This is a genomic window from Proteus hauseri ATCC 700826 (genome assembly GCF_001654965.1).
Classification (GTDB): Bacteria; Pseudomonadota; Gammaproteobacteria; order Enterobacterales; family Enterobacteriaceae; genus Proteus; species Proteus hauseri.
In genome coordinates this window covers 72,989-92,293 of record NZ_LXEV01000020.1, presented here as the reverse complement: position 1 = coordinate 92,293, position 19,305 = coordinate 72,989, and the positions used below count along the sequence as shown (strand labels likewise).

Here is a 19,305-nt window from a genome sequence, read left to right as displayed (position 1 = left end):
CATTTATGTTTTCAATTATTTGTTAATTTACTTTCATTTTTTGATCTATCTAACACTTTGAAAAAAGAAGGCGCTACCGGAATAACCCAGTAACGCCTTCTTATCACTATTTCTTGTTGAATAACAGATTGATACTACTCTGCTACTTCTGTTATTTCAGTAACATTTGATGATGCAGTTTTATCTTTTTCGCTTTGTTGACCAAAACCTTTAAGCCCAACAACATGTACGTGCTCAGTTCCATTAGATACTTTACGTACTAATTTATAGGTTGTCCCTTTTTCAGGGCTAATATTTTCTGGTGCGGCAATAATAAGCTGCATATCTAATCTGTCGCATAACTCAAACAGTGTAGCGATAGATTTAGCATCTAAACGAGCCGCTTCATCGAGGAATAGCAAACGACAAGGTGAAATATCTTTGCCACGTAAGCGACGAGATTCTTCTTCCCAACTCTGTACAACCATCACCAGAATCGACATCCCCGTACCTATCGCTTCACCCGTAGATAAAGCGCCACTTTCTGCTTTTAACCAACCTTCTGGCCCACGGTTAACTTCAACGTCCATTTCAAGATAGTTACGATAATCGAGTAGCTCTTCACCCACAGTTTGTGGCATACGCTGTCCAATATCAACTTGGGGATTTAAACGTTGATAGAGCTTCGCCATCGCTTCAGAGAAGGTTAAATTTTGATTTTTGAACAAGTCTTGGTACTGGTTATCTTCTTCTGATAACACATCAAGTAACACTTGATGGCTTTCACGAATATTAACGTTTAAGCGAACACCTCGTACCTGACCAAATGACACCGCTTGTAAGCCTTGGTTAAGCATACGAATACGATTTTGCTCACGCTGAATAGTTTTACGAATAATATTCGCAACACTTCGTGAACTGATGGCCAGTTTTTGCTCTCGGCTTGTCAGTTCTTCAGTTAAACGTGCCAGCTCAATTTCCATTTGCTCAATAGCATCAACAGGATCATCCGTTTTGATAATATCTTGACGAATACGTTCTCTAAGATGTTGATAAACTGCAATGAAGAACTGAACCTTACGATCTGGGAATTTAGCATCTTCTGAACGACGTAATGCATCACGTAAATATTCATTATCAGCAACGGCTTGGCGTAGCGCACCTAACGCTTTATCCGACATTGAGCGTAATTCATCAGCAGAAAGATAAGCAAAATCGCGACGATGTAAACGACGCTCCATGCCATTTTCTTTTACCAAACGCATTACTGCACACCAACCCGCTTTTGCACTAACAACATGTTCGCGAATTTGCAAATAATCACGTTCAAGTTTACGAATTTTCTTCGTCATATTATCGCGTTCAGCTTCACTCAAGGCGATATCACGCTCAAGTTGACTAATACGAGTACGGTTAATACTTACCGCTGAATAGCGTTGATCTCGCAATTCTTTAGCACGAGTTTCGGCACTTGCATCAACATGAATACCCGTGTCTTTCATTTCTTGCTCAAGCTCTCTTAATAACTCAGACTTGGTATCAAAAGAACTCTTTAGTGAGGCGAGAACTTGATTAAATTGAGCGTACTGAGCTTGTTGCTGACGATATAACTCACGGGCTGTTGTGCGCTCGGTTTCTGCCATTTCTAAACGATGACGCAATTTTTCATTAAGATCGCTATTTTCACTCACAATCTCGACCGCATCGCTGTAACTAAAGTGGGCGCGACGTTGCACCACTTCCACCAGCAAGAAAGCGTGTTGTTGATAACGCTGTTGCTCGGTTTTAGCTTGTTCGTAATCTTTTGTTAATTGTTCATGCTCTTGCGGATCACTTTGCAAAATAGCCGCTATGGGCTCTAATGTCGCCAACGCTTTTTCATGGCGTTGCAAATAACGCATAGACTCTTCAGCAACATAAAGTTCTTCGCGCAACTCTTCAACACGATCAATTAACGTCTCATCCATCAAGATATTAACTTGTGGGATCAGTTTATTTAGCAGCGCTAACGATTCTTTCGCTTGCGCATAATGCTGACGTTGCTGCTGAGTGCTTTCTTCGTACTGTGCCAGAGCTCTTTCAATTTCATTGCGACGCTGATTTAACTGACGAATATCTTCTTCAGGATCAGCTTCAAAAGCGACAGAAATATGTTGCCCAACAAATTGACTGAAAGCATGATGGGCGCGCTGAATTTTTTGCACATCAAAAGCTTGTGTCGCATACAGTTCAGATAATTCATCACGTTGATGCGTTAAAATATCTAATTGGCTTTCACGAGCAGCGCGACCAAAAAGTGGAATTTCTGGGTAACGAGAGTAACGCCATTGTCTATCTGAACTTTTGATTAGAACAGCTTTATCCATTTCTTGTGCATTGAACACGCTATCATCGAAAGATTGAGGATCACCTTCAATAAAATAGAGATCCTCAGGACAATCTTCTAATGTTGCTAATTGTTCCTGAACCGGTGCGAGATCTTGTACCACAATAGCATGGCGAGCAGGGCCATACAGTGCGGAGAAATATGGCGCATCTTCTAGAGTAATATCATCGTAAATTTCTGATAATAAAACACCGTTAAAACGCTCAGCTAATGTAATCAGTCGGCTATCTTCAGCACCGCTTGGCTGACTTAGACGCTCAATTTGTGCTTCAATCTGTTGTTTACGTGCTGCCGTTTCATCCCGTAATACCGTGGCTTCACGCTCTTTCTCAAGTAACTGCTGCATATATTCAGTTACTTGATGCCCTGTTTCGAAAGATTGATTTGTTTGTTCACATAATTGAGTTAGCGCATCTTGTGCCGCAATCCAAGCTGGGGCTTGCTTAGTTAATTTTTGAATTTGCTGTTTTAGCTGATCTAGCTCTTGTCGCATTTGCATGCGTTGTTCGCCAGATTCGTTGACATAATCACTCAATTCTTCAATTTTTGCTTCTAATTCATCTTGTAGAATCAATAAATCATCTGGCTCCATTGCGTTACCATGATGTTTATTAAATTCTGCAAGTTGTCTTTGCGCATTATTTCTTTGCTGTAAACGCTGCTCTAATTCTGCCAACTGCATTCTGATAGGATGAACCCTATCAGCTTGATGTCGATGTGAAGACCACTCGCGCAATGCATTTTTTGCAGCGCCCCACGCATCTTGGCGATTAACTTCACCAACAATTGAGCTAATTAGCTTATATGCCTGATCAAACTGAGTTTTTGCTGCATCAGAAACATTTAGTTTCTGCTCCATAGAAAGTAGCGTATGAGTGATAGTTTGTATCTTATTTTGAATACGGTTCGCCCACTCTTCGGCGTTGGTTTCATCTAAATCATCGATACCACACTGCGCTTTGGCGCGCTCTAACGCTTGTACAGCTTGACGATATTGAATCGCTCGCGTTTGTTGCACATCCAACGCTTGTTGATAATCTGCTAGCTGATTTTTCAGTTCATCAACTTCTTCTTCTGCTGATTCAACTCTTGCTTCTAGCTCTTCTTTCTTTGATGCGGCTTCTTCAACAACTTCACTTTGTTCTTCTAAACGAAATGTTATCTCTTCAACATCAGCAACATAACGATCAATTTTCTCTTGCTGGCGAACTGCATTTTGCACCAGATTTAATCTATCGCTTGCTGCTTGATAGTCTGCTTCAAGATCTGAAGATAACGCTTGTTGTTCTTCAAGCTCTTTCCCCATTTCCACAAAGCGATACGCTTCGTTATTAATCGATTTACGCTGGCTCCATAATTCTCGGCGAACATTCAATGCTTCATCAAGATGAACCCGTCTTTCATTAGCATGGCGCATATAATCAGCGGCAACATAGGAGGTTGCCTCAGTGATTAAATGTTTAAATAAATCACGGTCTGATTGAGTTACACGAATAGCCTCGAGTGTCATGCGGTTTTCACGCAATGCCCCTTCCATATCCTGAAATGCTTTTCTGACACCACTATTTTCAGGTAATAAATAGTCACGTAAAGAACGAGTAATGGCGCTAGAAATACCACCATATAAAGAAGCTTCAATTAAGCGATAAAATTTGGCTCGATCACTGGCTGATCGAAGACGTTTAGGGATAACCCCTAAATCGAACATAACAGCATGGAAATCTGTAATTGAGTTAAATTGTCTAAATACCACGCCATCTATCGCTTCAACTCTCTCTTTTAATTCGTTAAGCGGTAAAACACGTGCTTGGCGCTCGGCAACGGCTTGCGTTAAGATTTCCGTTGGATTTTCAGCCATTGGTAACCCTTGGATCATAAAGGGTTTTATATCAACTTTTTTATCTCTTCCTGCAATTTGTTGCAAGCGTACACCTACAACCGCACGTAAATGGCGAGAGTTAATCACATCTAATACAGCGTAACAAACTCCAGGGCGTAATTTACCGTATAAGCCTTTATCACGTGAACCACTCGTAGAACCTGCTTCTGTGGTGTTACGGAAATGAAGTAAGGTGAGATCTGGGATCATAGCAGTAATAAAAGCTGCCATGGTGGTTGATTTTCCTGCACCATTACCACCCGATAATGTGGTAACTAACTCATCTAAGTCAAACGTACGAGCAAAAAAGCCATTCCAGTTGATTAGTGTTAATGAGCGAAACTTTCCCCGTTCAATCATTTATTTTCTTCCTCCGCATCATCCTCATTGGCGTGCAATTGCTCATCTTCATTTTCGTCATCATCATTGGATAATGCCGGCTCACTTTCTAGCGCCATTGCTTCACCATCGCGGATCATGCGTAATTGAGCTTCAATAGGAGAGTCACCACTACGAACATCTGCACCAAAGCGAAACACTGACTCAGTTATTGAAAAACGTTGCATATCATTTTGTAAAAACGCGATCATACCTAAACGACGTAAGCGGTTTAGTGATGTTCTCATTTTTTCTTGTAGTTTTTGCAAGTCTAAATCAGAGCCTGTAGAACGCTGGTTGACTAAACGAAGTAATTTTGACTCATCCGCAAGAGTACGTAATTCATCAAACAGTTCTTGTACGGTAAAAATCCCCTGATTCGCTAATCGCTCTGGACTAAGGTAGAGGTAACACAAAATTTTACCCACCAGCATATCCATTTCTGCAAGTACTGAACGAGGAATAAGTGTGGTTGAACGTGGACGAAGATAGAAAAAACCTTCAGGTGCTCGAATTAATTCGACGTTATAACGCGCATAAAAATCGGATAACTCATCTTGAAAATCCATCAAAAAAGCATGGTTATCTAGATCATCTATACCAATATGCCGACCTGCACGTAACTGACTATCCAGTTCAGGGAAAAGTGAGTTCGCTAATGCCTGTGCCAGTTTTGCTGGCATAAATTGCTCAGTATGTATCGATGACATGCGCCTGTACCTTAGCTCCATATTCGTTAATGTCTGACCATTTTGCTGGTAATCCTGCAAGTTCAGCTTGTGCTACACCCAATCGTACCGCCTGATCAATGACAATACGCGCCACATCAAAATGTTTTTGTTGTGGATAATGGTGAAGAAATTCAACCAGCACTGAACCCAGATCTAACGCTCTTTTTTCTAATTTATAAGAGGCGAGTTCTTGTTCAACCCATTGGGTTATTTGCTCATTAACTTCACTGAACATTTGATATTCTAATTCTTCAGGTAACTCACCTGTAACTTCTTCATCTCGCAATGTCAGTTCTTCATCGCGCATATCAAAAAGTCTATCCGCATTGGCATAAGTTAATGCCCACGGGCTTTCAAAATAATTTTGTACTGACTGGCGTAATCGGCGTGAGAAAATCCGATTTTTATCCATATCAATCGCTGTACGAATAAATTTATGAACGTGTCGGTCATAACCAATCCATAAATCGATGGATTGCTGGCCCCAACTGATAATTCGGTCTAACTTACTTTGTAATTCAAAAACGAGTGTATCAATTTGCTCTACATGACCTGAATTCATATTCGCTTCTTGAATACGCAAAAGGTTAGCTTGTAGCTTATCACCGGCGGCTTCAAGGGTATCTTGTAGTTCTCTTAACGTACCTGATGTTTCTGATAACAGTTGTTCGCAACTTGAAATTGCAGCTTGCCAATCTTGATTTAGTAGCTCGGCAATATCTTCTTTTACGCTGTTTTGCTGCTCGTCCATAATACGTTGAGACAAGTCGATACTATCGAAAATTTCAGCAACTGAATATTTTAATGGGGCAAAGACATTTCGATGCCAGTGATATTCATCACCCCCATCCTCTGCTGAACTTGCAGCAGAATCTAATTCACCTGCAACGACAGAAAGCTGCATTGATAATCGTAATGATGAAAATTCACGTTGGCGAATATAATAATCACTAATACCAATACCTAATGGCGTTAAGCGATAAATCGCATTACCTTCTACCAGTTCACTAGTAAAACGGTTAAAGAGGCGCTGTTTAACCATATCGTTAATGGCATTATTAGCACGTACCTGAATCGCTTCGGCCGGTTGTTCAAAGCCCTTGCAAACCTCTCTAAAAGCGTCAATCAACTCACCTTCACTCATCTCGCCATCAAGGCGTTCGCTGTTTAATACAGCAACTGCCATCAAAAAAGCTAATCTTTCAGGTGGCAGTAAAATCGAGAAATCATTTTTTCTCGCCCAAGACACTAACTCAGGAACGGTCTGGGTAAAATCACTCATAGTACATCCTTAATTTACACGCTTTTGTGCCATGACATGAATGTAGCGCCCCAGACTTATATAGGGCTCTTGCCGACAATAACGCTGCTCTAACGCAAGCAACGCAGGGAAATCTTTATTTTGTAGCTGACGACTTTGCAAATAATCATGAAAAACACGTACACCTGTTTTTCCTAGTATATTCATCGAAAATTCAGACAGCCATTGATAAACATCTTCAGGTTGTAATGGATTTTGAGGTGACAACGACCGTTTTCTTCTACGCGGTATTTCAGGGGCCGCTAAATGAAAATTCCCTAAAATAGCATTTCTCATTACAATTCCGTTAGCATTGTAAAACATCAACGATAAGATACCATTAGGCAATAGCATATCGGTAAGAACATTTACGGCATCTTTCTGATCCGTGATCCATTCCAATACTGCATGAAACAAAATTAAGTCAAGTTTTTCATCTACATGCTGTTTAATATCTTGAGCCGCACAACAAATAAATGTCATATTTTGCACAACGCCATCTTCCATTGCTGCTTCTTCTGCTCGATTAAGCATTTCTTGAGATAAATCACATAAAATGATTTGATGGCCAAGTTTTGCAAGTTGGCGAGAAAAATAACCTTCGCCTCCACCAGCATCTAAAATACGCAAAGAACGATTAGGAAATTGAGTCAGTAATTGTTGTAAATCTTGCCAAATCACTGCCTGACGGATTTTACCTTTTGTTGTGCCATAGATATTGCGAGAGAACTTATCAGCAATATCGTCAAAATTACGATCTGACATTAAAACGCCTCATGATAACGACCTGTTACTGCGCTCTTTGCATTCTGATAAATTCAAAAAATATGAGACACTGTGCATCATTAAAGACAATAATTTTACCAGTGTTCTATGATACTGACTGTTTTCTATAAAGAAATAAGCCATGAATCAGACTATTCGCAAAGCGCTGTATAAATATAACGCTTATTAATGAAAAAATTAACGTTCAAACGTTTATCGTTTTATAAATTATTAACTGCTTTTGATTTCTACCGGCTAGAATTTAGAAAGATAGAACGCTATTGCCTATTTTGACACAGCGCTTCTTAAATCCCCTAGTTTTCACTAAGGTTTTGCTATCAATTGCATGTATTTCATTCAACTCAGGATAATTTATGCTGTTTTTGCTCAAAAAATATATTGGTAGCCTATTGATGCCTTTTCCTTTGTTACTACTTGTGGCTTCTTTTGCTCTTATCTTACTCTGGTTTACTCGCTGGCAAAAAACAGGAAAAAGCTTGCTCACAGCAGCCATATTTTTATTGGCTATTTTAGGAATACAACCCATCGCTGATACCTTATTGATGCCAAGTGAAAAAGAGTATCAAACTCGTTATGAATTACGAGAAAATTTACCTAAAGAAGTTAACTATATTGTCGTTTTAGGTGGTGGATTTACTTATAACCCGGAGTGGGCACCAAGTTCTAATCTATTAAATAATAGTTTATTTCGAGTTGCTGAAGCTGTACGCCTTTATTATTGCAACCCTAACGCAACCCTTATTTTTACAGGTGGTGCTGGGGTAAATAAAATAAGTAGTGCTGAAGTTGCCGCCCAAGTTGCTCAATCTTTAGGAGTGCCTGCGGATAAAACCATTGCATTATCCATTCCTAAAGATACAGAAGAAGAAGCTTACGAAGTTGATAAGCTAATAGGTAAACAACCGTTCTTATTAGTTACTTCAGCTAATCACTTAGCTCGTGCTGAGCGTTTCTTTTTAGCCCGTGGAATGCAGCCTATTGTTGCTCCAGCTAATCAATTAGCTATCACAACACCACTACATCCTTGGGAAAAATACATTCCTTCAGCAAGCTATTTTCAACATAGCGAACGCGCGTGGTATGAATTTTTAGGATCAATGTGGCAATCAATTAAACCTGCGGGGCAGCCTGCGGTGATCCCAGAGAATGAAAAAGCTAAGAATAAAGAGATAAATGCGAATAACTAGATCGTTATTAGATTTAACTACAAAAACGGCACTCTAATTATATTGAGTGCCGTAGAAAAATTATTTTTTAACCAAATATTAGAACTCTTGGTTAAGGGCTCGATATGCTGCTCTTGCTGCAATTAAGTCATCTTGTGTATCAACACCTACACCAGGCACTTCTAATGCTTTCGCAACATGGATCTTTTCGCCATACCACAGAACACGAAGCTGTTCTAACATCTCGATAGATTCCAACGGGCTTGGTGCCCAATTGATATAACGACGGACAAAACCTGCACGATAAGCATAAATACCGATATGACGCAGATAATGCTCACCAATTTCATCATGGGATAAATTAAAACGGTCACGTTCCCAAGGAATAGTGGCGCGAGAAAAATAGAGAGCAAACCCTTTAGCATCCATTACCACTTTAACAGCATTGGGATTAAAGGCTTCTTTTGAGTCAACGATAGGCACAGCAAGTGTTGCCATTCCTGCACCACAATTAGCTAAATTTTCTGCAACTTGGCTAATAATAGCAGGAGGAATAAGGGGTTCATCCCCTTGAACGTTAACAATTATCTCATCATCTGCAAATTGATATTTTTCAATCACTTCTGCTAGGCGTTCAGTACCTGAGTGGTGATCTTCACGGGTCATACACGCTTCACCCCTCGCATTTTCAACTGCAGCCACCACATCCAAATTATCTGTAGCTACAATCACACGCTGCGCACCAGAGCGCTTTGCTTGTTCCATTACGCGGACAATCATAGGTTTACCATGAATATCAGCTAATGGTTTGCCGGGTAAACGAGTCGATGCATATCGACCAGGGATAATGACCGTAAACATGAAATTATCTTTCCTCTTCTAGTGACAATTCTCTTGCTTCATTTTCTAGAAGAACGGGGATATTGTCACGAACAGGATAAGCTAAATGATCAATTTTGCAGATAAGCTCTGAATTTTCTTTATCAAAGATAAGTTTGCCATGACAAACTGGGCAAGCAATTATTTCGAGTAAACGGTGATCCATGTGTCCCTCACAAGGGTTAATCATTTATATGCCAAAAGGATATCATAAGGAAGGATCAGCGTTAATACTCTAACTCGCTCGTTTAGCGATTATTATGCAATTATTTTTTGCTATTAATGATTTTATTATTTTCTTTTTCACTATCAGCAACAAAAAAGCCACATCAAAGTGGCTTTTTATCGATTAGGATACAACATCATTAATAAAGAATTACATTCGACTTTTATTGATAATAATTTAACCATTTTATTATCTTTATTGCATTCTAATTAACTTAGTGAGTTTCATATTATCTTCTAAACATACTTATGATGTTCTTCATTAAACCCAGGCCAAAAGATAACTAAAAAACAATAATGTAAACAATAGGAAAAAAATAATTTAACCTATTGTTTTATCTATAAATTAGTATAGATAGTAATTAAAAGCCGATAACATCAGCAGCTTCTAAACCTGCCGCAGTTCTGATAACAGAAAATTCAACATGCTGACCTTCTGTTAAAGCTTTATTTTTTGTATTGGCTATCGCTTTTTTATTGACGTAAATTTCTTGTTCAATATCCGTTGATACAATAAGGCCGTAACCTTTATTAGTATCAAACCATTTAACGCGACCCATAATTAATTGTAATGTCATGATAGATAAACTCCTTTTGTTCTTTGTATAGTTTTATTTCACTACACAAATGCATCCTACTTTTTATTAAGTCTTCTTATATAAAACCCCATTAAATTCTGAACACATTAATTTAAGTAGTGCATTTTATTATTCATATATAAATGTTCAAAATCGTGATAGCTAACTTACGAGATATCTATAAGCTTAATAAAATATTTACAGCATTATCATGACAATTAAATGACATGATATGAGAAAAATATTTTATTGCGTATCGATAAATAGAATAACTCGAAATAAATAATTAATAGTATCTACTTAAAACAATTTCTATAACCAACAGTACGCAAAGCTAACCAATATCTACAGCACAAAAGAATTAACCCAACACTAAAGATCCACAAACAACCCACACAAGGCTTTTGAGTAGATAGGGTATTAGCGATTTAAATTGGACTACGACAAAAGCGATATGCGATTAGTGGGTAGGTAATCTTTTATGTAACGCTATCCTGATTTCCAATATAAATATCATTGTTTCAGATTAGACACAAGTTTTTTTCGAGCTGTAAATTAAATTAATCACTTGTTTTAGCACGGTTTGATTATTAAGCACCGCAGAGACAGGTAAATACCACCAATTATCTTGAGCAAAATGCTGACATTTAACGGCATCTTTTTCTGTCATGATAAGTGGCTCATTATGTGGAGTAAGCTGTTGTAACTCTTGCGCACGATAATCACTATGATCGCTAAATGCTTTAGTCGCAATTAATTCAACACCTTTATCGTTTAAAGAATTAAAAAAACGAGGAGGATGACCAATTCCCGCCATAGCTACAGCTTTATTTAGTTGATTAATAGGTTTTTTTTCACCTGTTTTAAGGTTAATAGCAAGATCTCCCTCTAAAACCATACCTATCTCATTACTTTGATTTAATCCGCCATTAACGATAATTGCATCAACAGTATTTAAGCGCTCTGCACGTTCACGCATAGGCCCTGCGGGTAACCACCAACCATTACCAAAACGGCGTTGCCCATCAATAACAACAATTTCATAATCTCGTTGTAAGGCATAATGTTGTAATCCGTCATCAGTGATGATGACATCAAGCTTATGCTGGGCTAATAATGCTTTTATAGCATCTCGTCGAACTGGTGCAACCGCAACTGGCACACCAGTTCGATGATAAATTAATACCGGCTCATCACCTGCCATTGCAGGTGTTGTTTCAGAAGAAAGTAATAAAGGATAATGGTCTGATTTACCGCCATAGCCGCGTGAAACAACCCCAGCCTTAAAACCTTGCTGAATAAGTTGCTCAACCAGCCAAATAACAACTGGCGTTTTTCCATTACCACCCGCGGTTAAATTGCCAACGACAACAACGGGAACGGGTGATTTCCACGATGATAACCACCCTTTTTGATATGCGATACGTCTCAGTATTGCTATAGCACCATATAACCATGAAAATGGCAGCAAGAGAATATAACACCAAGATTTACCAGACCAAATCCGTTCAATCATTTTCCAAATTGCATCCTATGAAGTTGTGCATAAACACCTTCTTTTTCTAGAAGATTGAGGTGCGCACCACGTTCAACAATTTCACCATCTTCAATTACCAGAATTTCATCTGCTTTTTCAATTGTAGATAAGCGATGAGCAATAACCAAAGAGGTTCTATTTTTCTGCAATTCATCAAGTGCTGATTGAATTGCTCTTTCTGATTCGGTATCGAGTGCTGATGTTGCTTCATCTAATATTAAAATGGGTGAATCACGTAATAGCGCCCTTGCAATAGCAATACGTTGACGTTGTCCACCAGAAAGCAGTACACCATTTTCACCAATTTCAGTATCAAGCCCATTATCTAATTTTTGGATAAAGTCCATAGCATGAGCCATTTTAGCGGCTTTCTCGATATCTTCTCGGCTATATTTATCTTCACATGCATAAACAATATTGTTCGCTACTGTTTCATTAAATAGATGAACATTTTGAGAAACTAATGCGACTTGGTCACGTAGTGATTTTAATGTGTAATCACGAATATCGTGACCATTAATTAGAATTTCACCTTCATTAATGTCGTAAAAACGAGTAAGCAGATTTGCTATCGTTGATTTACCTGAACCTGAGCGACCAACTAAAGCAACTGTTTTTCCTGCAGGAATTGTAAAAGAAAGATTTTTCAATGCAGGAGTATCTTTCGTCGCATATTGGAAAGTGACATTACGAAACTCGATATCACCCGTTGGTTTTTTCAGCTCTAATTTACCCGTATCTTTTTCCTGCTCTAGATCCAAAATGGCAAATAATGTTTGGCAAGCTGCCATACCACGTTGGAATTGAGCATTAACATTAGTTAACGATTTTAATGGGCGCATTAATGCAACCATTGAAGAGAAAACAACGGTGATAGTCCCTGCGGTCAATGTATCCATAATTTCAGGAAAACTGGCCGCATATAAAACAAATGCCAATGCAAAAGAAGCAATAAGCTGAATAATAGGATCAGAAATTGATGATGCAACTACCATACGCATACCTTGACGGCGAATATGGTTACTCACATGATTAAAACGCTTGTTTTCAACTTCTTGGCCATTAAAAATAAGAACTTCTTTATGGCCTTTCAGCATCTGCTCAGCGCTTGTTGTTACTTGCCCCATGCTATTTTGAATACGTTTACTTATCGTTCTAAACCGTGTAGACACAATTCTAATAACAACAGCCACAATAGGTGCAATAACAATCAAAATAAGTGACAAATGCCAGCTGTAATAGAACATCAGTACAAATAAACCAATGATATAAGCACCTTCACGCACAACGGTAATTAATGCACCAGAAGAAGATGAAGCGACTTGCTCTGAATCGTAAGTGATTCGAGAAAGTAGTGTTCCTGTTGATTGCTGATCAAAAAAGCTTACCGGCATTCCCATAATATGAGAAAACAACCGACGTCGCATATTCATAACTACCTTTCCAGAAACCCATGAAAGGCAATAACTTGATACAAAGTTAGATATACCACGTAGAACTATCAATCCAATAATGGCAAAAGGCATCCATTTTAATACGTCATTGCTCGCCTTACCAAAGCCTTCATCAAGCAGTGGTTTTAGTAAAGAGATCATAAAAGCATCAACGCTCGCATTTATCACCAATGCGACTGCTGCAACTAACAAACCGGCTTTAAAGACACGAATCATCGGCCATAAGCGACGGAAAGTTTGCCACGTTGATAGGTCTATATCATTCATATGTATTACCAAACTTTTAATAAATAGCGGGTTATTCTACTCGTTAATAGTCAAAATACCAAACCACTGATTATACCAACGAGGCAATATATCTTGTCTGTAGGTTAATATATCAATCTTATTGTGACTAAACTCAATAGAAATCTGCCCTCTAATAGATGTGGTTAGCCAATTAATGGCTTCATTTTTATAACGGCGATGTACTTTATCAGAAGGTAAACGCCAAGGGCTATAACGAGCAGCAGAAACAAGTGCAATATTTGGTGAAACTGCTTGAATAAACGCCAATGTTGAAGATGTTTGGCTACCATGATGAGGGACTTGCAAAATATCTGCCTTTAATCGATTGTTTTTCGACCTGACTAATTGCACCTCACTTTCTTTTTCTATATCACCTGTAAGTAATATACTCTGCTTTCCATCACTAACATTAATAACACATGATTCATTATTTTTCGGTGAAGTATATAAGTGAATTGGCCATAAAGCATGAAAAACAAGCCCTTTCCACTGCCATGATTGTCCTTGTAAACAAGGTAAGTGCCGGGGCTGATTAAAACTACTGCGAATGATTAATTGAGGATATGCAACTAACAGATCAGCCACTCCACCGGTATGATCTAAATGATCATGGCTAATTATTAATACGCTAGGTGTGAGTTGACGGCTTTTTAGATAAGGAATAATCACTCTTTTTGCAATAGAACCACCACTTTTCCAACGCATTCCTGTGTCGTAAATTACCGCATCGCCATCATTTTCAATGATAATAGCCAGCCCATGCCCAACATCTAACATTGTCATACGCCATTGATAACGCGCTGAAGTGAACATCTCACAATATAAAAGTGTTTCCACGGCTATCACTAAAATAAAGTGACTACACCACCATTTCATCTTAATAACTAGAATACCGACAATACCACTGAGACTGAGTAAAAAAGGTATCGAACCACTATCACGCCAAAAAGAAGAAAAATAAGGAAGGCACCAAAATGCATAACTAATGGAAAGATCGATCAAATGCCATAAAAAAGGCTGGCAAAAAGGCATAAACGAAGTAAATAACCCAAGCATGATCAACGGAACAGTAATAAAAGAGATAATAGGAACAGCCCATAAATTAGCAAAAAAGCTAAAAAGATTACCGCCACCAAATAAATAATATTGAAAAGGTAATAAAATAATCATTAGCCCAAACTGTAAATGGACTAATCTAAAAATAAACCAACGTTTTTGATAGGTGTACTTCCCTATCAATGGATACATCCAATACCAAAAAATAATCGCAAATACAGCGGAAAATGAGAGCCAAAAACTGACAGATAAGATAGAGAGGGGTTCAAAAATTAAAATAAGTGCAGCACTCCAAAGTGCCCATTGCCAAGGTAAAAATAACCGACTACGCCAATGTAATAACACCCATACACTTAACCCTATTATAGCTCTTATTGCAGGAATACCCCATCCAGATAAAGCGGCATAAATAACGCCACAGCTCCATCCTATAATTAGCGGAAATAATGTTCCAATCCATTTAATAGGAAATAACAACTGAATAGCTCTAGCAATAAACCAACCAAAAAATGCTGATAATCCAATATGAAGTCCAGAAATAACAACAAGATGCGCTACACCTGTTTTCATGTAAATATCTTTTTGTTTAACGCTTATTTGACGTTTATCACCAAGAACCAATGCAACAATTTCGCCTTTGTTTTTCGTAGCTTCCCAATATGTTGATAAATACTGAATAAATTGCATACGTAACGAAATATTTGCATCGATTAAAGTTGCCAACATCACTTTTCCAGCCAACGTTTCTTTTATTGATACACCGTATTTCTGACTGTCGAAGCCCCCTTCGTTTAAATAACTATGTACAGCACGAAATTGGATTTTAAATTGCCAATATTGCCCAATAAGGCTAGTTTTAGGTGGATTTCGCCAATAGACATTGGCATAAATAGTAGATGAAAATATACTTTCTTTAGGAATGGCAATTTTTATGATGATATCACCATCTTGCAATTGGCGATATTCAATAATTTTTGTTTCAATCGTCATAATGCTATCAGACAATTGATTTGTTCTAGAGATCAACGATAAAGCAATACTATTTGAATATCCCAAAAATAATAATATAAATGCTAAAAACCGAATATTAGAGTGTGGAACAAGAAGTAATAATAAAGAAAAGATAATAATAAAAAAGCATCCTTTACTATTAATAAGTTCTGATTGAACTAATAAAGGAAGACATCCTAATATTATCGCAAAAGCAGCTTTATCTACATTGAGTTTATTAACATATAACAGTTTAAAATATCTATTTATTATACATGCTATTTTAAAATCATTATAAAATCTTATTTTTTTCAAAAAAAACATTTTACTAATCCATAGTGTTAACTTTATCCTTTTAATATCATATCGTTAAATAAAATTTAAATATGCAGTTGATCTGAATATTTTCGAGTTTTATTCTAAATAAAAAATGTATTTTTTGATAATATGCAATTTATTGTGAGACAACTCTAAATAAAATAAATTAAACATTTTTTATGAACGTTTATTAAGGAAATAACTAAGAAAAGCACATAAACTCATTACAAGCTGCGAATAAGAGAATAAGAGAATAAGAGAATAAGAGAATAAGAGAATAAGAGAATAAGAGAATAAGAGAATAAGAGAATAAGAGAATAAGAGAGATATTAACTCTAAGAAAGAACGAGTGAGCAAAATTTGATGATAAAAACTTAAAGGCTTAGTATAAGAAAAGCTAAAACAAAAAAATAAGTAATAAAAAACGGTGCCGAAGCACCATTTTGAGAAAGTTAACTAACTTATGCCTTTTCGACAGGAAGTTGTTTATTCCGTATAAATATTTACACGGTCACGTAACTCTTTACCTGGCTTAAAGTGTGGAACGTATTTACCTTCCAGATCCACTTTATCACCAGTTTTCGGGTTACGACCCGTACGCGGCGCACGGTAGTGTAGAGAAAAACTGCCGAATCCGCGGACTTCGATACGCTCACCATCAGCCAATGTGTCAGCCATATGATCAAGCATTTCTTTTACAGCATCTTCAACTGTTTTAGCCGAAAGATGAGATTGTAGGCCTGCAAGTCTCTCAATTAATTCAGACTTGGTCATATTACCTCCCTAGACTACCGATAAATAGGCAACGATAACGTTGCCTTCGTTAATAACTTAAATTATTCGCCTTTAGCTGCTTTGAAAGCTTCAGCCATAGCGTTATTTGAAAAACCAACTTCTTCTTTGTTGTTCACAGAAGCGATAGCGTCTTTCTCATCAGCTTCGTCTTTAGCACGAACAGATAAGTTGATAACGCGGTTTTTACGGTCAACGCCAGTATATTTAGCTTCTACAGCTTCGCCAACATTTAGAACCAGAGTTGCATCTTCAACGCGGTCACGTGAAGCTTCTGAAGCGCGCAGGTAACCTTCAACACCATCAGCTAACTCTACAGTTGCGCCTTTAGCATCAACAGCGGTTACTTTACCAGAAACAATAGCACCTTTTTTGTGAGCAGACAGGTAATTATTGAATGGATCTTCTGATAATTGTTTAACGCCCAAAGAGATACGTTCACGTTCAGCATCAACTTGCAGAACTACAGCAGCGATTTCGTCGCCTTTTTTGTACTCACGAACGGCTTCTTCACCTGCAACATTCCAAGAAATGTCAGATAAGTGAACCAGACCGTCGATACCACCGTCTAGGCCGATGAAGATACCAAAGTCAGTGATAGACTTGATTTTACCTTCAACACGGTCGTTTTTATTGTGAGTTTCTGCGAACTGCTGCCATGGGTTAGATTTACACTGTTTCAGACCCAGTGAAATACGGCGACGCTCTTCATCGATGTCAAGAACCATAACTTCAACAACATCACCAACGTTAACAACTTTAGATGGGTGAATGTTTTTGTTAGTCCAATCCATTTCAGAAACGTGTACTAAACCTTCAACGCCTTCTTCGATTTCTACGAAGCAGCCGTAATCAGTCAGGTTAGTTACACGACCAGTCAGTCTTGTACCTTCTGGGTAACGTTTAGCGATAGCTACCCAAGGATCTTCGCCCAGTTGTTTCAGACCTAATGATACGCGAGTACGTTCACGGTCGAATTTCAGGACTTTAACAGTGATTTCGTCGCCAACATTGACAATTTCGCTTGGGTGTTTAACACGTTTCCAAGCCATGTCAGTGATGTGCAGTAAACCGTCAACACCGCCCAGATCAACGAATGCACCGTAGTCAGTAAGGTTCTTAACGATACCTTTAACTTCCATGCCTTCTTGCAGGTTTTCTAATAACTGATCGCGTTCTGCGCTGTTTTCAGATTCGATAACCGCACGACGAGAAACAACAACGTTATTACGTTTTTGGTCTAATTTGATGACTTTGAACTCAAGCTCTTTGTTTTCCAGGTGAGTTGTGTCACGTACTGGACGAACGTCTACCAGTGAGCCTGGCAGGAACGCACGAATGCCGTTCAGTTCAACAGTGAAACCACCTTTAACTTTACCGTTGATGATACCAACAACAGTTTCGTTTTCTTCGTAAGCTTTTTCCAGCATCAGCCACGCTTCGTGACGTTTAGCTTTCTCACGAGACAGAACGGTTTCACCGAAGCCATCTTCAACCGCGTCCAGAGCAACGTCGATTTCGTCACCAACTTGGATTTCTAATTCGCCCTGAGCGTTTTTAAATTGTTCTACAGGAATAGCAGATTCTGATTTCAGACCTGCATCAACCAGAACAACGTCTTTATCGATAGCAACTACAACGCCGCGAACGATAGCGCCTGGACGAGTTTCGATTGTTTTTAAGGATTCTTCAAAGAGTTGAGCAAAAGATTCTGTCATGTTAATGATCTTCAAGTAAATTTAATTAACGTCCATTTAGCATCCGGCCGAATGGGGTTGTTTCACATACCTCGTTACATCCTTTGTGACAAGGTCATCGGGCATTATTGTGTTTTCATTAACACGTAACCCGATTTTAATATTACCCAGTATAAACGAAATAAAAATTAATTACGCTGATAATTGCAGATTTTTTTTAGCATAAGTCAACGATTTTTCAATGACTTCGTCGATAGACAAGCTTGTTGAATCGAGAATTAATGCATCCTTTGCTGCAACTAATGGCGCAACCGCACGATTCCGATCTCGGTAATCACGCTCTTTTATCTCGGATAAAAGGCGCTCAAAGTTAACATTAAAGCCCTTTTCCTGCAACTGTAACATGCGGCGGCGAGCCCGCTCTTCAGCACTGGCGTCAAGAAATATTTTCACTTGTGCGTCAGGGAAAACAATTGTGCCCATATCTCGGCCATCAGCAATCAATCCAGGATCAGTACGGAATGCTCGTTGACGTCGTAATAAAGCCTCTCTTACTCGTGGGAATGTAGCTGCTTGGGAAGCTGTATTTCCTACCGTTTCTGTACGGATCTCAGTTGAAACATCTTCACCTTCAAGGATAACGCTTAGCCCATTTTCATTAGGTACAAATCTAACATCAAGATTTGCTGCTAATGGAACCAGTGCATCTTCAGAACTAATATCCACATGATGATGTAATGCAGCTAATGCTAATACACGATAAATTGCACCAGAATCAAGTAAGTGCCAACCAAAAGCCGTTGCTAAGGCTTGGCATAATGTTCCTTTACCCGCTCCGCTTGGCCCATCAACAGTAATAACAGGGACGATAACTGCCATGAGTTTC

14 protein-coding genes are annotated in these 19,305 nt (G+C 38.4%); 1 reads left to right on the top strand and 13 read right to left on the bottom strand.

Annotated features, from left to right (window positions below):
• Window positions 1–134: 134 nt before the first annotated feature.
• Genes mukB through cmoM form a run of 4 tightly spaced genes read right to left on the bottom strand, consistent with a single transcriptional unit; the run spans window position 135 to window position 7,418 of the window.
• Entirely contained in the window at window positions 135–4,604 is a 4,470-nt protein-coding gene (gene mukB, locus M997_RS07640; RefSeq protein WP_064719515.1) for a chromosome partition protein MukB, read from the bottom strand.
• Complete coding sequence (gene mukE / locus M997_RS07635; protein ID WP_064719514.1) at window positions 4,601–5,332, bottom strand: chromosome partition protein MukE; 732 nt, start codon at window positions 5,330–5,332, stop codon at window positions 4,601–4,603. Before mukE ends, mukB begins: the two co-directional genes overlap by 4 nt.
• A complete protein-coding gene (gene mukF, locus M997_RS07630) occupies window positions 5,313–6,635 on the bottom strand; it encodes a chromosome partition protein MukF (RefSeq protein WP_064719513.1) in 1,323 nt (440 codons plus the stop codon). Before mukF ends, mukE begins: the two co-directional genes overlap by 20 nt.
• 9 nt (window positions 6,636–6,644) lie before the next feature.
• A complete protein-coding gene (cmoM, locus tag M997_RS07625; protein WP_064719512.1) occupies window positions 6,645–7,418 on the bottom strand; it encodes a tRNA uridine 5-oxyacetic acid(34) methyltransferase CmoM in 774 nt (257 codons plus the stop codon).
• 374 nt (window positions 7,419–7,792) lie between these two features.
• On the opposite strand from cmoM, the gene elyC reads away from it, so the two are divergent.
• Window positions 7,793–8,626 carry an envelope biogenesis factor ElyC gene (elyC, locus tag M997_RS07620; RefSeq protein WP_064719511.1) on the top strand — a complete coding sequence of 278 codons (834 nt, stop codon included), beginning with the start codon at window positions 7,793–7,795 and terminating at the stop codon, window positions 8,624–8,626.
• Between the two features lie 78 nt (window positions 8,627–8,704).
• On the opposite strand, the gene kdsB is transcribed toward elyC, so the two are convergent.
• From kdsB to cmk, 9 genes are all read right to left on the bottom strand, one after another.
• Window positions 8,705–9,466: a 3-deoxy-manno-octulosonate cytidylyltransferase gene (gene kdsB / locus M997_RS07615; protein ID WP_064719510.1), complete on the bottom strand. Its 762-nt coding sequence runs from the start codon at window positions 9,464–9,466 to the stop codon at window positions 8,705–8,707.
• A gap of 4 nt (window positions 9,467–9,470) precedes the next feature.
• Entirely contained in the window at window positions 9,471–9,650 is a 180-nt protein-coding gene (locus M997_RS07610; RefSeq protein WP_064719509.1) for a Trm112 family protein, read from the bottom strand.
• A 421-nt stretch (window positions 9,651–10,071) separates the two neighbouring features.
• A complete protein-coding gene (locus tag M997_RS07605; protein ID WP_064719508.1) occupies window positions 10,072–10,287 on the bottom strand; it encodes a cold shock domain-containing protein in 216 nt (71 codons plus the stop codon).
• A 526-nt stretch (window positions 10,288–10,813) separates the two neighbouring features.
• Window positions 10,814–11,803: a tetraacyldisaccharide 4'-kinase gene (gene lpxK / locus M997_RS07600; RefSeq protein ID WP_064719507.1), complete on the bottom strand. Its 990-nt coding sequence runs from the start codon at window positions 11,801–11,803 to the stop codon at window positions 10,814–10,816.
• Window positions 11,800–13,545 (bottom strand): lipid A ABC transporter ATP-binding protein/permease MsbA, encoded by a 1,746-nt coding sequence (gene msbA, locus M997_RS07595; RefSeq protein WP_064719506.1) that lies wholly within the window; start codon window positions 13,543–13,545, stop codon window positions 11,800–11,802. Before msbA ends, lpxK begins: the two co-directional genes overlap by 4 nt.
• Window positions 13,546–13,581: 36 nt before the next feature.
• A complete protein-coding gene (locus tag M997_RS07590) occupies window positions 13,582–15,936 on the bottom strand; it encodes a DNA internalization-related competence protein ComEC/Rec2 (RefSeq protein ID WP_064719505.1) in 2,355 nt (784 codons plus the stop codon).
• Between the two features lie 480 nt (window positions 15,937–16,416).
• Window positions 16,417–16,704 (bottom strand): integration host factor subunit beta, encoded by a 288-nt coding sequence (gene ihfB, locus M997_RS07585; protein WP_064719504.1) that lies wholly within the window; start codon window positions 16,702–16,704, stop codon window positions 16,417–16,419.
• Between the two features lie 62 nt (window positions 16,705–16,766).
• On the bottom strand, window positions 16,767–18,440 hold the full coding sequence (gene rpsA, locus M997_RS07580; protein WP_036938108.1) for a 30S ribosomal protein S1: 1,674 nt from the start codon (window positions 18,438–18,440) through the stop codon (window positions 16,767–16,769).
• Window positions 18,441–18,611: 171 nt separating this feature from the next.
• On the bottom strand, window positions 18,612–19,298 hold the full coding sequence (cmk, locus tag M997_RS07575) for a (d)CMP kinase (protein WP_064719503.1): 687 nt from the start codon (window positions 19,296–19,298) through the stop codon (window positions 18,612–18,614).
• Window positions 19,299–19,305 lie beyond the last annotated feature (7 nt).

Bases quoted from the DNA above. Each gene is read 5' to 3' on its own strand.
- mukB (WP_064719515.1), bottom strand. From the start codon at position 4,604: ATGATTGAACGGGGAAAGTTTCGCTCATTAACACTAATCAACTGGAAT.
- mukE (WP_064719514.1), bottom strand. From the start codon at position 5,332: ATGTCATCGATACATACTGAGCAATTTATGCCAGCAAAACTGGCACAG.
- mukF (WP_064719513.1), bottom strand. From the start codon at position 6,635: ATGAGTGATTTTACCCAGACCGTTCCTGAGTTAGTGTCTTGGGCGAGA.
- cmoM (WP_064719512.1), bottom strand. From the start codon at position 7,418: ATGTCAGATCGTAATTTTGACGATATTGCTGATAAGTTCTCTCGCAAT.
- elyC (WP_064719511.1), top strand. From the start codon at position 7,793: ATGCTGTTTTTGCTCAAAAAATATATTGGTAGCCTATTGATGCCTTTT.
- kdsB (WP_064719510.1), bottom strand. From the start codon at position 9,466: ATGTTTACGGTCATTATCCCTGGTCGATATGCATCGACTCGTTTACCC.
- M997_RS07610 (WP_064719509.1), bottom strand. From the start codon at position 9,650: ATGGATCACCGTTTACTCGAAATAATTGCTTGCCCAGTTTGTCATGGC.
- M997_RS07605 (WP_064719508.1), bottom strand. From the start codon at position 10,287: ATGACATTACAATTAATTATGGGTCGCGTTAAATGGTTTGATACTAAT.
- lpxK (WP_064719507.1), bottom strand. From the start codon at position 11,803: ATGATTGAACGGATTTGGTCTGGTAAATCTTGGTGTTATATTCTCTTG.
- msbA (WP_064719506.1), bottom strand. From the start codon at position 13,545: ATGAATGATATAGACCTATCAACGTGGCAAACTTTCCGTCGCTTATGG.
- M997_RS07590 (WP_064719505.1), bottom strand. From the start codon at position 15,936: ATGTTTTTTTTGAAAAAAATAAGATTTTATAATGATTTTAAAATAGCA.
- ihfB (WP_064719504.1), bottom strand. From the start codon at position 16,704: ATGACCAAGTCTGAATTAATTGAGAGACTTGCAGGCCTACAATCTCAT.
- rpsA (WP_036938108.1), bottom strand. From the start codon at position 18,440: ATGACAGAATCTTTTGCTCAACTCTTTGAAGAATCCTTAAAAACAATC.
- cmk (WP_064719503.1), bottom strand. From the start codon at position 19,298: ATGGCAGTTATCGTCCCTGTTATTACTGTTGATGGGCCAAGCGGAGCG.